This window comes from Paenarthrobacter sp. AT5, from assembly GCF_032764245.1.
Classification (GTDB): Bacteria; Actinomycetota; Actinomycetes; order Actinomycetales; family Micrococcaceae; genus Arthrobacter; species Arthrobacter ureafaciens.
In genome coordinates this window covers 776461-795042 of sequence record NZ_CP136441.1, presented here as the reverse complement: position 1 = coordinate 795042, position 18582 = coordinate 776461, and the positions used below count along the sequence as shown (strand labels likewise).

At 64.3% G+C, this 18582-nt stretch carries 14 protein-coding genes and 1 tRNA gene; 11 read left to right on the top strand and 4 right to left on the bottom strand.

The features are described 5' to 3' along the window. Nucleotides 1-57: 57 nt before the first annotated feature. Nucleotides 58-1884 carry a phosphoenolpyruvate carboxykinase (GTP) gene (locus RI444_RS03780; RefSeq protein ID WP_062095252.1) on the bottom strand — a complete coding sequence of 609 codons (1827 nt, stop codon included), beginning with the start codon at nt 1882-1884 and terminating at the stop codon, nt 58-60. Between the two features lie 284 nt (nt 1885-2168). Between RI444_RS03780 and RI444_RS03775 the strand changes: the two genes are divergently transcribed. Further along, nucleotides 2169-2242, top strand: a tRNA-Arg gene (locus RI444_RS03775). 174 nt (nt 2243-2416) lie between these two features. On the opposite strand, the gene RI444_RS03770 is transcribed toward RI444_RS03775, so the two are convergent. Continuing rightward, the gene (locus RI444_RS03770; protein ID WP_062095146.1) at nt 2417-3703 is read right to left on the bottom strand and encodes a DDE-type integrase/transposase/recombinase; all 1287 of its coding nucleotides are present in this window, start codon (nt 3701-3703) and stop codon (nt 2417-2419) included. 302 nt (nt 3704-4005) lie between these two features. After that, complete coding sequence (locus tag RI444_RS03765; RefSeq protein WP_069694680.1) at nt 4006-4734, bottom strand: FadR/GntR family transcriptional regulator; 729 nt, start codon at nt 4732-4734, stop codon at nt 4006-4008. Nucleotides 4735-5071: 337 nt separating this feature from the next. Here RI444_RS03765 and RI444_RS03760 point away from each other — a divergent pair, with 337 nt between their 5' ends. The 7 genes from RI444_RS03760 (at nt 5072) to RI444_RS03730 (ending at nt 13355) form a co-directional block, all read left to right on the top strand. Further along, nucleotides 5072-6694 (top strand): ABC transporter substrate-binding protein, encoded by a 1623-nt coding sequence (locus RI444_RS03760; RefSeq protein WP_168529624.1) that lies wholly within the window; start codon nt 5072-5074, stop codon nt 6692-6694. Between the two features lie 156 nt (nt 6695-6850). Continuing rightward, nucleotides 6851-7756, top strand: a complete 906-nt coding sequence (locus RI444_RS03755; protein ID WP_021474543.1) for an ABC transporter permease — start codon at nt 6851-6853, stop codon at nt 7754-7756. A 3-nt stretch (nt 7757-7759) separates the two neighbouring features. Beyond that, the gene (locus tag RI444_RS03750) at nt 7760-9877 is read left to right on the top strand and encodes a dipeptide/oligopeptide/nickel ABC transporter permease/ATP-binding protein (RefSeq protein WP_179014443.1); all 2118 of its coding nucleotides are present in this window, start codon (nt 7760-7762) and stop codon (nt 9875-9877) included. Further along, nucleotides 9874-10689, top strand: coding sequence for an ABC transporter ATP-binding protein (locus RI444_RS03745; RefSeq protein WP_062095246.1), 816 nt, complete (start codon nt 9874-9876; stop codon nt 10687-10689). Before RI444_RS03750 ends, RI444_RS03745 begins: the two co-directional genes overlap by 4 nt. Before the next feature lie 37 nt (nt 10690-10726). Next, nucleotides 10727-11644, top strand: coding sequence for a dihydrodipicolinate synthase family protein (locus RI444_RS03740; RefSeq protein ID WP_062095244.1), 918 nt, complete (start codon nt 10727-10729; stop codon nt 11642-11644). Between the two features lie 30 nt (nt 11645-11674). Continuing rightward, nucleotides 11675-12658: an ROK family protein gene (locus tag RI444_RS03735; RefSeq protein WP_207605957.1), complete on the top strand. Its 984-nt coding sequence runs from the start codon at nt 11675-11677 to the stop codon at nt 12656-12658. Nucleotides 12659-12668: 10 nt separating this feature from the next. After that, nucleotides 12669-13355 carry an N-acetylmannosamine-6-phosphate 2-epimerase gene (locus RI444_RS03730; protein ID WP_062095238.1) on the top strand — a complete coding sequence of 229 codons (687 nt, stop codon included), beginning with the start codon at nt 12669-12671 and terminating at the stop codon, nt 13353-13355. Between the two features lie 109 nt (nt 13356-13464). Here RI444_RS03730 and RI444_RS03725 read toward each other — a convergent pair whose 3' ends face one another. After that, entirely contained in the window at nt 13465-14919 is a 1455-nt protein-coding gene (locus tag RI444_RS03725; protein WP_062095236.1) for a dihydrolipoyl dehydrogenase family protein, read from the bottom strand. Nucleotides 14920-15029: 110 nt separating this feature from the next. On the opposite strand from RI444_RS03725, the gene RI444_RS03720 reads away from it, so the two are divergent. The 3 genes from RI444_RS03720 to RI444_RS03710 are packed head-to-tail and all read left to right on the top strand — an operon-like array spanning nt 15030 to nt 18537. After that, a complete protein-coding gene (locus tag RI444_RS03720) occupies nt 15030-15737 on the top strand; it encodes an ABC transporter ATP-binding protein (RefSeq protein ID WP_069694676.1) in 708 nt (235 codons plus the stop codon). After that, nucleotides 15734-17770 (top strand): YhgE/Pip domain-containing protein, encoded by a 2037-nt coding sequence (locus RI444_RS03715; RefSeq protein ID WP_207605107.1) that lies wholly within the window; start codon nt 15734-15736, stop codon nt 17768-17770. The genes RI444_RS03720 and RI444_RS03715 overlap by 4 nt, the downstream gene beginning before the upstream one ends. After that, entirely contained in the window at nt 17767-18537 is a 771-nt protein-coding gene (locus RI444_RS03710) for a TetR/AcrR family transcriptional regulator (protein WP_207605108.1), read from the top strand. Before RI444_RS03715 ends, RI444_RS03710 begins: the two co-directional genes overlap by 4 nt. The last annotated feature ends 45 nt before the right edge of the window (nt 18538-18582 follow it).

Sequence of the window (18582 nt, the reverse complement as noted above, 5' to 3'; positions counted from 1 at the left end):
TAAGAGGTTCTGCACCTCCGGAGGTTCCTACCTCCGGAGGTTCCTGCTTCCCGAGGTCTAGGCCAGGCGGCTCTTCAGGCCGTCCAGCTCGGACTTCAGCGCCGCCGGGAGCGATTCGCCGAAGTTGGCGAACCACTCTTCAATGGAGGCCAGCTCGGTGGTCCATTCGTCGGCATCCACACGGACGGCTGCCTCCACCTCTGCCGGGGTCATGTCCAGGCCCTCGAGGTCGATGGATTCACCGGTCGGCACGAAGCCGATGGGGGTCTCCACGGCGTCGGCCTTGCCTTCGAGCCGCTCGATGGCCCACTTGAGCACGCGTGCGTTGTCCCCGAAGCCAGGCCAGGCGAAACCGCCGTCAGCCGTGCGGCGGAACCAGTTGACCAGGAAGATCTTGGGCAAGCGCTCGGGATTGGCCTTCGCTGACAGGTTCACCCAGTGGTTCAGATAATCGCCAGCGTCGTAGCCGATGAACGGAAGCATCGCCATCGGATCGCGACGGACTACGCCCACGGCACCGGCCGCTGCAGCGGTGGTCTCCGACGAGAGGGTGGCGCCCATGAAGATGCCGTTTGACCAGTCGCGGGCCTCGGTGACCAACGGGATGGTGGTCTTGCGGCGGCCACCGAACAGGATGGCGGAGAGTTCCACGCCCTCGGGGCTGAAGTACTCTTCGGCAAGCATGTCGATCTGGTCGATCGGGGTGCAGAAGCGGGAGTTCGGGTGCGCGGCCGGGGCCTCCGAGTCCGGAGTCCAGGAGTTGCCCTGCCAGTCGGTCAGGTGTGCCGGGGTCTCCTCGGTCATGCCTTCCCACCAAACTCCACCGTCGTCGGTCAGTGCGACGTTGGTGAAGATGCTGTTGCCCTTGGCAATGGCACGCATGGCGTTGGGGTTGGTACCCCAACCGGTGCCCGGCGCAACGCCGAAAAGACCGGCTTCCGGGTTGACCGCGCGGAGCTCGCCTTCCTTGCCGAAGCGCATCCACGTGATGTCATCGCCCAGGGTCTCAACTTTCCAACCCTTGATGGTGGGGTCCAGCAGGGCGAGGTTGGTCTTGCCGCAGGCGGAGGGGAAGGCCGCGGAGACGTAGTAGGTCTTCTGCTCGGGAGAGGTCAGCTTGAGGATGAGCATGTGCTCGGCCAGCCAGCCTTCGTCGCGGGCCATGACCGACGCGATGCGCAGCGCGTAGCACTTCTTGCCCAGCAGGGCGTTTCCGCCGTAGCCGGAACCGAAGGACCAGATGGAGCGCTCTTCGGGGAAGTGGACGATCCACTTTTCCGGGTTGCACGGCCATGCGACGTCGGCCTGGCCGGGTTCCAGCGGTGCGCCGAGGGAGTGCAACGCCGGTACGAAGAACGCGTCGGTCCGGGTGATGCGTTCCAGAACGTCGGTGCCGATGCGGGCCATGATGCGCATGGAAGCAACCACGTAGGCGGAGTCGGTGATCTCAACGCCGAACTTGGGGTCTTCAGCATCCAGGTGGCCCATGACGAAGGGAATGACGTACATGGTGCGGCCGCGCATGGAGCCGGCGAAAAGTCCGCGCAGCTTCTGCTTCATCTCGGCCGGGGCCATCCAGTTGTTGGTGAAGCCTGCGTCGCGCTCGTTCTCGGAGCAGATAAAGGTCTGCTCCTCTACACGGGCAACGTCAGCGGGATCGGAAAAAGCTGCAAAGGAGTTCGGGAACGTCTCCGGGTTGAGCCGCTTCAGCGTGCCGGCCTCAACCAGCTCGTCTGTCAGCTTCTTGTTTTCTGCTTCGCTACCGTCAACCCAGTGGATGCGGTCCGGCTGAGTCAGTTCAGCTACTTCTTCGACCCAGGCCAGCAGGCGTGCATGCGTAGTAGGTGCCTTCTCAAGCAGCGGCAGTCGCGCCAGATCGCCCATTGCGGTTCCCTTCGTCGGGTTCGGTGGTGTGTCCTAAACGATAGGGGGCGCGGACCAGACCAATCCGTTGTCAGACATCGGACAAATGGGGGCCGCGCAAATGAAAACCGCGGAAAATCAAGGAATCCAGTTTCTGAATGGCTGATTTAAGTGACAAAGGTCACCTAGACCGGTCTAGTTAGGCAGATTACAGTCTGTCGATTTGGAACTTCACATGAACTTCTGTAAAGTTTATTGAGGTTCGAGGGGGTCAGAGAAACAGACCGCCGAGAATCACCAAGAATGCGCCCATAGCTCAGCTGGATAGAGCGTCTGTCTACGGAACAGAAGGTCAGGGGTTCGAATCCCTTTGGGCGCACAGATAAAGACCCGCACCGGTTCGCCGGTGCGGGTCTTTTGTTTTCCCCGTCCCGCCCCCACTCCCCTCCCACCCCTCCCAACTAAGTCGCAGCTGTGCGCGTTTAGACGGCTTGTCATGTCTCATGACCTTGTAGACACTTCATGTCTCATGACTTCGTGGACGGTTGTTGTCTCACGACTGTGTGGACACTTCGTCTTGGGACTTTGTTTGTCGGCCTCTGCGGGGCGGGTACTTTGTTCGTTTCTTGCGGGTGCCTTGTGGGTCTGCGACGACTCCTGAGGGTTTTCCGTTGCCGACGTAGGTGGTTCCGTGCGGAGGTCTGGGGTGAGTGATGATCTCGGTGCCTTGTGCTCCGAAGAACATGATGGTGGTGTCGTCGTAGATGATGTGCACGGTGGTGCCGGTGTGTTCTTTGCCCATTTTGAAGTGGGTTCCTAGGATCGTCACGGACCCGTTCCGGTTCACTGTTCGGTGCGCGCTTTGCCTGTCCGTTGCGGGCGTGACTTGCTCAGGAACGGTTGGCGGGGGCGTTTTCGGGGTGGCGTTCCAGGCCTCATAGGGCGTCGTTCCCGCGGGTAGGCCTTGATGTTCGCGTTCGTTGTTGTAGTAGAGATCGAAAGCGTCGACCTGCAGTTGCAGGGCAGCCATTGAAGGGGCCGGGAGTTGCCTGTGCAGGTATCGGTGCAGGGTTTGGTGGAAGCGTTCGTTCTTGCCTTGGGTGGTGGGTTTGTAGGGTTTGCCCGTTATCGGTTCGATGCCTTTGGCTTTGAGGAACTCCACGAGGGCCCCGGTGCGGCCGCGGCGGGTGGGATTCAGTGCCGAGCCGTTGTCGGAAAGGAACTTCTGCGGTGCTCCGTGGCGTTCGATGGCCTGGGTAACGACGGCGATTGCGGCGGCGCTGGTTTCGCCGGGTGCGACCAGGGACGCCAGCGCCAAACGCGAATGATCATCGATGAGTTGGAAGATGGCTACCTTCTTGCCGCTGGCGAGCTGCCATTCGGTCGAGTCGATTTGCCAGCACGCGTTGGGTTGCGGATAGACGAACCTTTTGTAGGCGCTTCGAGGCTTCTTCCGCGGTTCGGGCATCACGACACCGGCCCGGGAAAAGATCCTGGCCACGGTGGCACGCGAGGGCGGTGTGAAGCCTTGTCGTGAGAGCTTCGCGATGACAGAAAGCGGACCGTGGTCCTGCCCGCTCTCCTGCAGTTCCGCCCGGGTACCGAGCAGCAACTCGATCATCGCCTGTGGGGTCAGGGCCGGCATGGTTCTTGGAATCGTGGGCTTTTTCTCCAATGCCTTCACCGGCCCCACCTCGGCAGCCGCCGCCCGGACCCGGTAGAACCAGGCCCGGGAGACATTGTGCTTCCTGCAGAACGCAGTAACCGCGCCTCTGGGCGAATCCTCGGACCACGTTGCCACAGCATGCCGGATCTTGATGTCCGGTTGGGGTTTGCTCATGCAGAGCAGCAAACCCGCAAGCTAAGTGTCCACGATGTCCTGAGACAGAGTGTCTACGAAGTCATGAGACAGAACTGTCTATTAAGTCATGAGACTCCACACGCGTTTAGACGGCTCTAAACGCGCGCTAATGCGACCTAGTTGGGGAAATAGGGAGTTGGGGAAGTAGGGAGTTGAGCGGTGGGGCAGGGAGTTTGCGGCTGCGGGTGGTGGCGGGGCAGGGAAAGTGCGTTGAGCGGAAACGGCAAGGGCCGCCGTCGTACTTGAACAGAAGTACGACGGCGGCCCTTGGGTTCGGCGCGTTACTCGCCCACGGCCTCGCTGATGCGGCGGCGGATACCGTCGAAGTGGCGGTTGAGCAGTTCGGCTGCGAGGGGCTTGTCCCCGGCTGCCACGGCGGTGTAGATATCGCGGTGCGTGGCGGCGGTCTTGACCAGGTCCTCGTTGCCGGCGCCTATCTCCACGTGGATCTTGCGGTAGACCTTCCAAAACACGCCCATGAGGTTGATGAGGAGCTCGTTGTTGAGGGGCTCGAACAGGCGGCGATGGAACTCGGCGTCGGCGGCGACGAAGTTCTCGCCCGAAGCCGCCAACTCCTCCATCTGCTTGACCGCTTCCTCAATGGAGGCCAGCTGCGCGGGCGTCATGACGTCAATGGAAGATGCGATCAGGCCGGATTCCAGGGCTTGCCGTACGTCTACCAGTTGCAGGGCTTCGAATCCCTGATGCCGCAGGGAGAGGCGGCCGCGGAAGGTCAGCCCGTCCGCCAGGGCATCGAAGTTGCTCGGAGCGACGAACATGCCGAAGCCATGGCGGATCTCGATCACACCCAGGGCCTGGAGCACCTTCAGGGACTCCCTGAGCGTGTTGCGTCCTACTCCGAGGGCTACGGACAGTTCACTCTCCGTGGGCAGGGGGTCGCCGGCCTCGAGTTCGCGCTCGAGGATCAGTTCCATAATGTCCGACTGCAAAGCCCGCAGCCGCGCCTGTGCACTGAACCGCGCCTGCGGTACTACACCGGAAGTTGTCATGGCGCTCTCCTTGCCAAAGCAGTTACCGCTGCGCAGGCTCGACGCCTCCGCCGCCGGCAAGTGCGGGTGTTAATATTGGAGCGAGCTTAGCGCCCACTGCAGATTGATGATTGCAGCATACAATATCGGATGTCCCACCTCCCTGATAAGTATGCCGCGGAATTTCCCTGGAAGTCCCGCTCCCGGGCCCTCGAACAGTCGCCCCGAAGGCCTTCCGGAACACCCCGGCGTGACCTGATTCTCACTTGACGTTCGTTGTGACCACCCTTACAGTTTCACTATGAGCATCGGACGTCCTACATCCGATAACCCACGATAAGTGAATTGTGAGGCCCCTATGAGCAAGACGATCAATAGCCTGCCGCTGGTCAACGACGCCAGCCGCAGGAACTTCCTGAAGCTGAGTGGAGCCGTCGGTGCCGCTGCTGCTTTCACCGCGACCCTTTCTGCGTGCGGCGGCGCTGCCAGCACCACGAGCAGCAATGCGACCAACACCGCTGCGGTCAACAAGGACCTCACCATTGAGGCGGGCATCTCCTACGCGCTCTCCACGGGCTTCGACCCGTTGAGCTCCTCCGGTGCAACGCCCATGGCAGCCAACCTGCACATCTTCGAAGGCCTCATCGAACTGCACCCGGCAACGCGCGAGCCATACAACGCCCTCGCCGCAGCGGACCCCACGAAGGTCAACGACACCACTTACCAGGTGACCATCCGCGAGGGTGCCAAGTTCCACGACGGCTCTCCGGTCACCACCGAAGACGTCGCTTTCTCCTTCACCCGCGTCATGGACCCGGCCAACAAGTCGCTGTTCTCCCAGTTCATCCCGTTCATCCAGGACGTCAAGCCCTTGGACGGGAAGACGGTCGAGTTCACCCTCAAGTACGCCTTCCCGGGCTTCGGACCGCGTATCTCCGTGGTCAAGATCGTTCCCAAGGCACTCGCCACTGACCTCAAGGCATTCGACGCCAAGCCGGTGGGCTCCGGCCCCTACAAGCTCGTTTCCGCCGTGAAGGACGACAAGATCGTCTTTGAAGCCTTCGCCGACTACAACGGCCCGAAGCCCGCCCTCGCCAAGGGCATGACCTGGCTGCTCCTCTCCGACGCCGCGGCCCGCGTCACGGCAGTCCAGTCGGGACGCGTCCAGGCGATCGAGGATGTCCCCTACCTCGATGTGGACGGCCTCAAGTCCAAGGTCAAGGTCGAGTCGGTGCAGTCCTTCGGCCTTCTGTTCCTCATGTTCAACTGTGCCAAGGCACCGTTCAACAACAAGTTGGTCCGCCAGGCCCTGCACTACGGCATGGACAAGGAAGCAATCATCAAGAAGGCCCTGTTCGGCAACGCCAAGGCCGCCAGCTCCTACTTCCAGGAAGGCCACCCGGATTACGTCAAGGCCAAGAACGTCTACGGCTACGACGCCAAGAAGGCTGAGGACCTGCTCAAGGAAGCCGGCGTCACCAACCTCGAATTCGAACTCCTCACCACCGACACCGCGTGGGTCAAGGACGTCGCTCCGCTGATCCTCGAATCCTGGAACAAGCTCCCGGGTGTCAAGGTCACCGTCAAGAACCTCCAGTCCGGTGCTTTGTACACCGACCGCGTGGGCAAGGGCGACTACACCGTGGTTGCCGCCCCGGGTGACCCGTCAGTGTTCGGCAACGACGCGGACCTCCTCCTGAGCTGGTTCTACTCGGGCAGCACCTGGATGGAAAAGCGCGCCTTCTGGACCACGCCCGAGCGCACCAAGCTCCAGGAACTCATGGACAAGGGCTCGCAGGCCTCCGGCGATGCCGCCAAGAAGACGGTCGGCGAAATCGTGGACCTCGTCTCCGAAGAAGTCCCGCTGTACCCGATCTTCCACCGCCAGCTGCCCAGCGCTTGGGACGAGAACAAGCTCAGCGGCTTCCGGCCCCTGCCCACCACCGGCGTGTCCTTCATCGACGTCGGACGTACCGCTTAGTCGGTCCCCCACCGTTGCGGGGCCCGCCTTGCGTCCCGGGTTCCCCTCCCGGGCCGCAAGGCAGGGCCCGCAACCCTGCTGTACCTCTACCAACCGGAGAATAAATTGGTCACGATATTGCGTCTGCTTGGCCGCAGACTTGCAGCATTGCCATTGATGATCCTGGGCATCACGTTGCTCGTCTTCCTCGTCCTGCAGGCCGCTCCCGGCGACCAGGCAAGCTCGGCCCTCGGCGATGGTGCCAGCGAAGAAGCGAAGCAACAGTACCGCCAGGAAAACGGCCTCAACGACCCCCTGTTCCTGCAGTACTTCCGATTCCTCGGCAAACTCCTGCAGTTCGACCTCGGCGTCACCACCCCGCCGGCGAAGTCCGTGGCCTCCATGATCGGCTCGGCCTTTCCCCTGACACTGCAGTTGACGTTCCTTGGCGTGCTGATCGCGATCGTGGTTTCGCTGGTCTTCGGCATCCTTGGCGCCCTCTACCGCGACAAGTGGCAGGACCAGCTGGTCCGCGTGTTCTCCATCGCCGCGATCGCTACCCCGTCCTTCTGGCTCGGCATCCTCCTGATCCAGTGGTTCGCGCTCGGCAACAACCCGATGTTCCCTTCGGGCGGTATTGCGACGCCGGAATCCGGCTTCGGCGGGTGGCTCAACTCGATGGCCCTTCCGGCCCTCGCGCTCGGCATCCCGGTCTCTGCCTCACTGATCCGCGTGGTCCGGACCTCCATGGTGGAGGAACTGGACCGGGACTACGTCCGCACCGCGATCGGCAACGGTGTCCCCTACCGCGAGGTAGTCTCCAGGAACGTGCTGCGCAACGCGCTCGTCACCCCGGTGACCGTGCTGGGACTGCGCGTGGGCTACCTGCTGGGTGGCGCCGTCGTGATTGAAATGATCTTCGCCCTGCCCGGCATGGGCCAGTTGATCCTCAACGGCATCACCAACCTTGACGTCAACCTCGTCCAAGGCGTGGTGCTCACCATCTCTGTCACGTTCGTTCTGGTGAACATCGTGGTGGACCTTCTCTACCTGCTCATCAACCCCCGAATCAGGACGGTATAGCTCATGCGCAGCAAGCTCGCAGAACGGCTAAGTGCCCCGGGCATTCGTTTCAAGGCCCTGCCCTGGGGCTCCCGTATCGCCCTGCTCTTCCTCATAGTGATCGCCGTCGCCGCCGTCTTCGCGCCGGTACTCGCCCCGCACGATCCGCTGGAGACGTTCATTCCGGCCACTCCCCCGGGTGCGGAACACTTCTTCGGCACCGACCGGCTGGGCCGCGACATCTTCTCCCGCCTGCTCTTCGGTGCGCAGTCGTCGCTCATGATCGGCCTCGGCGCCGTCGGCCTGGCCATCCTGGTGGGCGCCCTTCTCGGCTCGCTCGCCGCGACCTCCAGCAAGGCCGTCAACGAGGTCATCATGCGGATCATGGACATCCTCATGGCGTTCCCGGGCATCGCCCTTGCCGCCGTGCTGCTGGCCGCCTTCGGTAACTCGGTCCCCACCATCATCATCGCGATCGCCATCATCTACACCCCGCAACTGGCTCGCGTTGTCCGTGCCAACGTCCTGGCCCAGTACGGCGAAGACTACGTCCGCGCCGAACGGGTAATCGGGGCCGGCCGCTTCTACATCCTGGTCAAGCACATCGTCCGCAACACCGCCGCTCCCGTGCTGGTGTTCGCCACGGTGATGGTGGCCGATGCCATCATCCTGGAAGCGTCGCTGTCCTTCCTCGGCGCCGGCGTGCAGGACCCCGCTCCATCCTGGGGCAACGTGATCTCCTACGGCCGCAACCTGGTGCTTTCCGGCGGATGGTGGGCCACCACGTTCGCCGGCCTGACGATCCTGCTCACGGTCCTTTCCCTCAACATCCTGGCCGAGGGCCTCACCGACGCAATGGTCAACCCCAAGCTTCGCAAGGCTCCGGCGGTCAAGGACGACGACGGTTCCACCGCCGCCGTCGCAACTGCCGTGGACACCGAGGTAGCCACCTCCCCGGCCCAGCCGTCCGTGGTTGAAGAACACGAGCTCGACGCCGTCCGGGCCGCATCCGGTGACGGCGTCACCGACGAGTTCGGCAAGTCGGCCGTGCTCACCGACGTACGGACCGCCGTCGTCAATCCGCACCTCCTGCTGGACCGCGAACTTGAACTCCTCGCCTCGATCGAAGCGAAGCGCACCGACCGCCTCCCGCAGGTGCCGGCAGGCGCACGCAACGTCCTCGAGGTCAAGGACCTGTCCATCCGTTTCCCCGGCCGCTTCGGCGACACCGCGATCGTGGACAACGTCTCCTTCACTGTCCGTGAGGGCGAGACGATGGGGCTGGTCGGTGAGTCCGGCTGCGGCAAATCCATCACCTCGCTCGCGGTCATGGGCCTCCTGCCGAAAACCGCCCACATCAGTGGTTCCATCAAGTTCGACGGCAAGGAACTGCTGGATCCGAAGACCGGGCACAGCGATCCGAAGGCCTACGTCGGACTGCGCGGTGAACAGATCGCCATGGTCTACCAGGACGCCCTCAGCTCCCTGAACCCGTCCATGAAGATCAAGGAGCAGATGGAACAGCTCACCAAGCGCGGAGGCCGCAAGACTCCGACCGAGCTGCTGGAAATGGTGAAGCTGGATCCCGTCCGCACCTTGGCCAGCTACCCGCACGAGCTCTCGGGCGGCCAGCGACAGCGCGTGCTGATCGCCATGGCCCTGTCCCGTTCGCCCAAGATCGTGGTGGCCGACGAGCCCACGACAGCCTTGGACGTCACCGTCCAGAAACAGGTAGTGGACCTGCTCAACGAGTTGCGCGAGCAATTGGGCTTCGCCATGGTGTTTGTCAGCCACGACCTCGCTTTGGTCGCTTCCCTCGCCCACCGCATCACGGTTATGTACGCCGGCCAGGTGGTGGAGTCCGCGCAGGCGTCGGAGCTCCTGCAGAACCCGAAGCACGAATACACCCGTGGCCTGCTGGGTGCGGTGCTGTCCATCGAGGCCGACGCCGCCAGGTTGCACCAGATCCCGGGAACCGTACCGTCGCCACGCGACTTCGCAACCGGTGACCGTTTCGCCGCCCGCTCGCTCAGGCCCGACGCCGACCCGCACCAAAAGCTGGTCCTCACGCCCGTCGCTTCGGCGAACGGTGAGGACACGGACCACTACTGGGCCAGCCACTTGAAGGAGGACGCAAAGTGAGCGAATCACTTCGCCGGGATTCGAAGCCCGTGATCGAGCTCAAGGACGTCAAGGTCTACCACCATGCGCGGACCGGCGGGTTGTTCAGGCCGAACATCGTCAAGGCAGTGGACGGCGTGGACTTCACCATCAGCCGCGGCGAGACCGTGGGCATCGTCGGTGAGTCCGGCTGCGGCAAGTCGACGCTTGCCTCCGTGCTGGTCGGACTCCAGCCCCCGACGTCGGGCAAGGTCCTGTTCCACGGGAAGCCGGCCATCAAGCGCAACGCGGCCATGCGCAAGGAGTTCGGCCGTTCCGTGTCCGTGGTTTTCCAGGACCCGGCAACGGCGCTGAACCCGCGCATGACCATCCAGGACATCCTCACCGATCCCCTGCAGGTCCACGGCATCGGCACCGCGTCCAGTCGTGCGGCAAAGGTCAAGGAACTGCTGGCGCTGGTTGGCCTGCCGCAATCGGCAGCCGAAGTGACGCCGTCGCAGGTTTCCGGCGGCCAGCGCCAGCGTGTGGCGATCGCCCGCGCACTGGCCCTGGACCCGGACATCATCGTGGCCGATGAACCGACCTCCGCGCTCGATGTGTCCGTGCGTGCACAGGTGTTGAACCTGCTCTCCGACCTGAAGACGCAGTTGAACCTGGGCATGGTGTTCATTTCCCACGACATCCAGACCGTCCGCTATGTCTCGGACCGGATCTGCGTCATGTACTTCGGCAAGATCGTCGAACAAGGAACCGCCGCGCAGGTGTTCGACAACCCGAGCAACGACTACACCAAAAAGCTGCTGGGCGCCGCGCCGAGCCTGCTCCACATCTAGTTTTTCCCCTCACAAGTTACAACCAACGGAGATTTCTGTGTCCACTCAGTTCCAGGGCGTCATTCCCCCGGTCATCACCCCCCGCCACGCCGACGGCAGCGTCGACACCGACTCGCTGAAGAACGTCACCAAGCACCTGATCGACGGCGGTGTGGCCGGGCTCTTCGTCCTGGGCTCCTCCGGCGAGGTCCCCTACCTGACCAACGCCGAGCGCGAACTGGTGGTCACCACCATCGCCGAAGCCAACGCAGGTGCGGTTCCCCTGATTGTGGGTGCCAACGAGCAGACCACCAACCGCGTCATCGAGGAAGCCCGGAAGGTAGTGGACCTCGGCGCCGACGCGATCGTTGTCACGTCCATGTACTACGCGATCGGCAACGTCGCGGAGACCGAAACCCATTTCCGCAGCATCCACGCGGCCATCGACAAGCCGATCTTCGCCTACGACGTGCCCGTCCGCACCCACTTCAAGCTGCCCACCGACCTCCTGGTCCGGCTTGGCCGCGACGGCGTGATTGCCGGCGTCAAGGACTCCTCCGGCGACGACGTCTCCTTCCGCCAACTGCTGCTGCAGGCCAAGGACATCCCCAATTTCGATATCTTCACCGGACACGAAGTGGTGGTGGACGGCGCACTCCTCGGCGGCGCACAGGGCGTTGTTCCCGGCCTCGGCAACGTTGATCCGGCCGGCTACCGCCGCCTCTTCGATGCCGCACAGGCTGGAGACTGGGCCCTGGCCGCGCGGGAACAAGACCGTCTGGCCGATGTGTTCGAGATCGTCTACACCCCCAACGGCCGCGTTTCCGGCGGCGCTGCGGGCCTGGGCGCTTTCAAGACCGCCCTGCAGGTGATGGGCATCATCGAGTCCAACACCATGAGCCAGCCCATGCTGACCCTGAACGACGCAGAGACCGCCGCGATCCGCGCCATCCTGGAACGCAACGGGCTGGTCTAGTCCTCAATGACCGGTTCGATGACCGCTTCCATGACCCACGTGATCGGCGTTGACCTCGGCGGTACCAAAACCGCCGCCGGGGTTGTCTCAGAGTCGGGGGAGGTACTGATGTCGGGGACCATTCCGACGCTGAACCGGACCGGTGGCGAAGCAATCCTGGATGCCACCGCAGCGCTGGTTTCGGGCTTGGTTGAGCGCGCTGCCGACGCCGGACTGACAGCGTCCGGCGTCGGCGTCGGCTCCGCGGGAGTCATCGACGCCGCGGCCGGGACAGTGGTCTCCGCAACGGATGCCATCCTGGGCTGGACCGGAACGAAGCTTGTTGCAGGGCTCTCCGCCCGTGTGGGACTTCCGGTCCGGGCCGTCAACGACGTCCATGCGCACGCCCTCGGCGAGGCATGGCTGGGTGCAGCCGCAGGCACCGACAGTTCCCTCATGGTCGCCTTCGGTACAGGCGTGGGCGGCAGCTTTGTCCTGAACGGCTCGCCGTTCCTGGGACACCGTTTTGTTGGCGGCCATGTGGGGCACTTCGCGTCCCCCTACGCCGTAGTGGACGGAAATCCGCTGCCCTGCGTGTGCGGTGGTTTCGGGCACGTGGAAGCCGTCGCTTCCGGGCCCGCCATCCACGCGGCCTACCTCCGGTTCGGTGGTCTGGCGTCGGAGGCCGCCGATACCCGTGGTGTGTTCGCGATCGCCCAGGGAAACCACCGCACCGTGAGCGGCGTCGCTGCCACTGCCGGCGCCGCTCCCGGTGCCGTGGTCGCCGCCCGTGCCGCCGTCGGGCTCGGTGCCAAAGCCGCCGGGCAAGCCCTGGGCGGCCTCATCAATATCCTTGACCCTGAAGTCGTGGTGGTGTCCGGCGGCCTTGCCGACGCCGGGGAGCTTTGGTGGAAGCCCATGGAGACCGCCCTGCGCCAGGAACTCCTGGCCCCTTTGGCTTCCGTACCGGTAGTTCGCGCCACCTTGGGTAATACGGCGGCGATCGTCGGCGCTGCGAAACTCGTTCTTAAGTAAGGAAGGGACCATGATCCTCACCGCCGAAGGCCTCGAGGCCCTCCGTTCCCAGCTGATTGTTTCCTGCCAGGCGTACCCCGGCGAGCCCATGCGTGATCCCCGCACCACCGGCCAGGTGGCGGCTTCCGCAGTCATTGGCGGTGCTGCGGCCGTCCGCGTCCAAGGGTTGGCGGACGTGCAGTTCACCCGCGCCGCCGTCGAGGTGCCGGTGATCGGACTCTGGAAAGACGGCCACGACGGCGTCTTCATCACACCCACCCTCCGTCATGCCCTTGCCGTGGCGAATGCCGGCGCGCATGTGGTGGCCATTGACGGGACTCGGCGTGCCCGGCCGGACGGCCTGTCCCTGGCAGAGACCATTGCCGGTATCCATGCCGAATCCCATGCCTTGGTGATGGCCGACTGCGGCTCGTTCGACGACGCGGCCGCTGCCGTCCAAGGCGGTGCAGACCTCATCGGAACCACCCTCGCCGGGTACTCCGGCGAGCGCCCCAAGACCGATGGGCCGGACCTGGCGTTGCTGGCGGAAATCGCTTCGGCGAACCTGGGCAAACCGCTCATCGCCGAGGGCCGCATCCATACACCCGCCCATGCCCGGCAGGCCCTCGATGCCGGCGCCTTCGCAGTAGTGGCCGGCACGGCCATCACCCACCCGGCGTCCATTACGGGCTGGTTCAAGGGTGCGATGCACGCGTAGCACCAAAATTTGCTCAATCATTAGCCGCATGCCCTTCCCGCAACCCCGTAGTTATAGGGGATACGAGGGTTCAGACGGGAATGATGCAGCAAATTTTTGCGGTCGCAGCTTAGAGCCCGTACTTCTCCAGCAAGCGAAGCCACACTTCGCTCAGGGTGGGGAAGGCCGGGACGGCGTGCCAGAGGCGGTCAAGGGGTACCTCGCCCACAATCGCGATGGTCGCGGCGTGGAGGAGTTCAGCTACCCCGGGACCCGCGAAGGTTGCGCCCAGAATGACCCGGCGGTCCTCATCGACGACGATCTGCGCCCAGCCTTTGTAGTCGGGCGAGTAGAGCTGCGATCCGGAGACGTTGATGGGTAATTCGACACCCGTGACGTTCTTTCCGTCCAGAAGAGCCTGCTCAAGGCTCGGGCCTACGGAGGCAACTTCGGGGTCCGTGAACACGACGCTCGGTACAGCGTGGTGGTTGGCGGTTTGGGCCCAAGGGCTCCAAGGCTTGGGCGTGCCATGCAGCTTGCCCTTGGCCCGTGCGACGATTGCGTCTCCGGTGGCGCGGGCCGCGTACTTTCCCTGATGAGTCAGCAAGGCCTTCCCGGCAGCGTCGCCCACAGCGTAGAGCCAGTAGCCGCTGGTGCCGTCGCTTGCCGGGCCGTCCACCAGCCCGCTGACGTCCGTGGTCAGTGTGAGCTTCCCGCCGTCGGCGGCGAGGCCCACATTTTCCAGGCCGAGGTTTGCCAATGCGGGGTGCCTCCCGGAAGCAACCAGGAGTTCGTCTGCGCTCACGGTACTTCCGTCGAACGTGATGGTCAGTGACCCGTCGTCGTCCTCTTCCACCTTGTCGACGTCGGTGTGCAGGTGCACTGCCACGCCGTCCGCCCTGAGCCCGGCGAGGACCAGTGCGGCGGCTTCCTCCGGGTAGCTGCCGAGCAAGCGGCTCCGGGCGATGAGCGTGACCATGGAGCCCAGCCGGGCAAAGGCCTGGGCCAGCTCGACTCCGGCCACTCCCCCGCCGAGGACGGCGAGCCGCCTGGGTATCTTCTTGGCTGCGGTGGCTCCCCGGGTGGTCCAGAACGGAACGTCGGACAATCCTTCCACGTCGGGGACCGTGGGGCTGGAACCCGTAGCGATGACCACGGCGTGGTGGGCCTTGAGCGCGTAGCTGTTACCGTCCAGGCCATCGACTTGGACTTCGCGGGGCCCGGTAATTCGTCCCCGTCCCCGGATGAGCTCAATGCCCGTGCTCTCAAGCCATTCCACCTGGCTGCCGTCCTGCCAGTTGTTGGTGAACCAGTCCCGGTGTTTGAGGGCTGCTTCAGCATCCAGGACTCCCGTAATGGCCTCGGTTGCGCCGGGGATCAGCTGGGCTGCGTGCAAGGCGCTGCCGGGACGGAGGAGGGCTTTGGAAGGGACGCAGGCCCAGTACGAACACTCACCGCCCACGAGCTCGGCTTCGATCACCACGGCAGACAAGCCGCCTTGCACCACACGGTCCGCGACGTTCTCTCCGACGGCGCCCGCGCCGATCACGATTACGTCGAATTCGCGGGAATTTTCGGCAGTCATGGGAGAAGCCTACGCCGGGAGCCGTCCGGTTGTGAGAGCTTGCTATTTGAACTGACCGGTCAGTTTAGTTAGACTCGACTCAGACATCGTTACTCCGAAAGGCCCTGCCCGTGCTGTCTGCACAGCAACTTCACATCAACGGCCGGCGAACCGATCTCCTCCCGCCAACATCCCTCGAAGCCAAGCGCGGCGAACTCCTCCTGGTTTCCGGCCAAGGACAGGAACAACGGACCGCCCTGGCGCTGGCCCTCAGCGGCCGGATGAAGCCGGGCAGCGGGACGCTGAGCTGGGACAACCAGCCAAAGACCAGGAAGATCCGGGCCGCCAGCGCCTTGGTGGACTCCCTCGGCGTCAACGAACCGGAACAGCACCTCAGCGTCCGTGACCTGGTCACCGAGGACCTGGCGCTCATCCCGCGCCGTTACCGCGGCGCATTGCTCAGCAAGCCATGGCTGAAGGTCAACCGGTTCGAGGACATTGCCGGACTCTGGATTGAACAGCTGCCGCCCGGCCGCCGCTTGGAACTACTGACCGCCCTCGCACTGGCTGATCCCGCCGTGGACCTCCTGGTGGTCGACTCACCAGACCGCCATAGTGCCGACCCCGCCGCGTGGTTGCCTCGACTTCAGGCGTTGGCCTCCGACGCCGGGCGGCCGCTCGCCGTCGTCGGGATCGTTTCAGCCCTTCCGGACAACTGGACAGGCCCCGCAGCGGTGATCGGCAACTCGGTCCGGCGCCCGGCCGAACCGGAGGCAGAGCCGACACCCGAAAGCACCGAACCTGTTCCAACCCACCACCTCCAAAGGACTGCACCGTGACTGTTCTGCGGCTCGCCCGCTCCGAACTCAAGCGCATGACCGGCGGGCTCCTGCCCAAGCTGACCATCCTCGCCCTCACCATGGTTCCCCTGCTGTACGGAGCCGTGTACCTCTACGCGAACTGGGATCCGTACGGAAACCTGGACCGGATCGACGCTGCCTTGGTTGTGGAAGACAAGGGCGCCACATCACAGGACGGCGCGGAACTGCAGGCCGGCAAGAAAGTGGCAGACAACCTGGTGGACGGGCACGTCTTCAACTGGAAACAAGTCGCCAACGCCGAGGAGGCGGACGCCGGGGTCAAGACCGGCAAATACGCCTTCGCGTTGCGGATCCCCGAGGACTTCTCCGCGAACCTCGCCTCTCCGGGCAGCTTCGACGCCGCCGATCAGGCCATGCTCCACGTCACCACCAATGACGCGAACAACTACCTCCTCAGCACCATCGTGGACAAACTCACCACCGCGGTGCACTCCACCGTGGCCAAGGAAGTAGGCGAGGAAACAGCCAACCAACTCCTCACGGGCTTCGGCACCATCCACGCCTCCATCGTCAAAGCCGCCGACGGCGCCGGGGAGCTCGCTGTCGGCGTCGGCAAACTCCGTGATGGCGCTGCAACCCTTCACGCCGGCACCACGGAGTTGGCTACCGGCGCCGACCAGCTGGTTGGCGGCCAGACGAAACTCCGTGACGGCGCCAATCAGCTCAACACCGGAGCCGGCCAGCTCAGTTCCGGGCTCAACGAATTGCAGGACAAGACCGCCACGCTGCCGGCCGATTCGCGCAAACTTGCCGACGGGGCCGCCCAAGTAGCCGCCGGAAATGCGCAGCTGAACGCGAAGGTGCAGGACGTCGTCGGGCAGTTGGACGCAGCGGACAAGGGCATGCGAAACCGCGTCGTGGAGGCCAACTCCAAGCTGGTCGCGGCAGGTGTTCTGACGCCGGAACAGGCAGCCAAGGTCCTGGCGGAGTTCGACGCGGCAGCGGCTTCCGGCCCGGTGTCGGACGCCAGGACGAAGATCGCCGATGACGCGGCCAAGATCCAGCAGCTCTCCGACGGCTCAGCCGCAGTGAGTGCCGGGGCCGCGAAACTCGCCGCAGCAACGCCTGCGCTGACGGACGCCATCGGCAAGGCCTCCGCCGGCGCGGACCAGCTCAGCAGCGGTGCATCCACCTTGGCAAGCGGCCAACAGGCCGCGTTGGAGGGAGCCACCAAGCTCGACGGCGGCGCACACCGGCTGGACGACGGCGCCGGACAACTCGCCACCGGAGCAGTGACGGCATCCGATGGCGCCGGCACCCTGGCCTCTGAACTGTCCAAGGGCGCGGGCGACATTCCGAACCCCAATGACGAACAGAAGAGCAACGTTTCCAAGGTGATCGCCGACCCCGTGGCGGTGGACAACATCTTCCAGGCCAAGGCGAGCTCCTATGGCGCGGGCCTGGCACCGTTCTTCCTCACCCTGGCCCTGTGGATCGGCGTGTTCATGCTTGTTCAGGCCATGCGGCCCATCACCCAACGGGCACTGGCATCCAATGCACGCTCATGGAAAATCGCCGTCGGCGGCTGGCTGCCGTTCTTCGCCGTCTCCGTCCTGCAGGCCACCGTCCTGACGCTCGTTGTGGACCTGGGCCTGGGGCTGAACCCGGCACACCCCGTGGGCACGTGGCTGTTCATGCTGGCCGCGGCGATGGCATTCAGCGCGATCATCCAAGGAATCGTGGCCTTCCTGGGTACGCCGGGCAAGTTCGTGGTGCTGATCCTGCTGGTCCTCCAGTTGGTTTCCTCGGGCGGCACGTTCCCTTGGCAAACCACGCCAATGCCGCTGCACGTAGTCCATGAAGTCCTGCCGATGGGTTACGTGGTCACCGGTATGCGGCACCTGATCTACGGTGGCGAACTGACCATGATCTGGCCAACGGTACTGGGCCTGCTTGGCTACACTGTGCTGGGAGCAGTACTGTCCACCCTTGCAGTCCGCAAACATAAGACGTGGACCCTCAAGACGTTGAAGCCGGAGATCGCCGTATGAGCACCCCAGAGGCCGCACGGGCCCGTGCTGCCACCGCTGAGGCTGCCGACGTCCGGGCTGCCGGCGTCCGGGCTGCCGGCGTCCGGGCTGCCGGCGTCCGGGCTGCCGGCGTCCGGGCTGCCGGCGTCCGGGCTGCCGGCGTCCGGGCTGCCGGCGTCACGGGTGCCACCGGAAAGAAGCTGCGTCCCGAGCGCACCAACGCCACCAAGCAGCGCCTGTTCGAGGCCTCGATGGAACTCATCGGCGAGCGCGGAGCAGCCGGCGTGACCGTCGACGAGATTGCGGCCGCAGCCGGAGTCTCCAAGGGAACGGTCTATTACAACTTCGGCAGCAAGTCGGACTTGATCGCCCAGCTCCTGCGCCACGGCGTGGACATCATGCTCGGACGCCTCCAGGCCATCGAAGGGCAGGTCGCGGACCCCTTGGACGCCATGACGAACATGGTGGAGCAGGCCATGGAGTTCATGGACGACTATCCTTCCTTCGCACGGCTGTGGGTCAGCGAGAACTGGCGCGCTCCCGGTGAGTGGAGCGCGGTGTTTGCCGAACTCCGGGGTGAGTTGCTGGCCGTGATCGGGTCGGCCGTAGACCACGTGGCGGGCGACTATCCCGTTGACCAGAGCATTGCCCGGGGAAGCCTGGAAGCGGCCATCCTCGGTGCCATCTTTGTGGTGGGACTCGACCGGCAAACCTACAACCCGGAACGCACCCGCGGGCAAAGCGTGGCCGCCGTGATGACCATCATGCACGGGTACGTGATCAAGTAGCCCTGCCGTTTAGCCCGCAGACACCCCGGTTCCGCTGAACGGTAC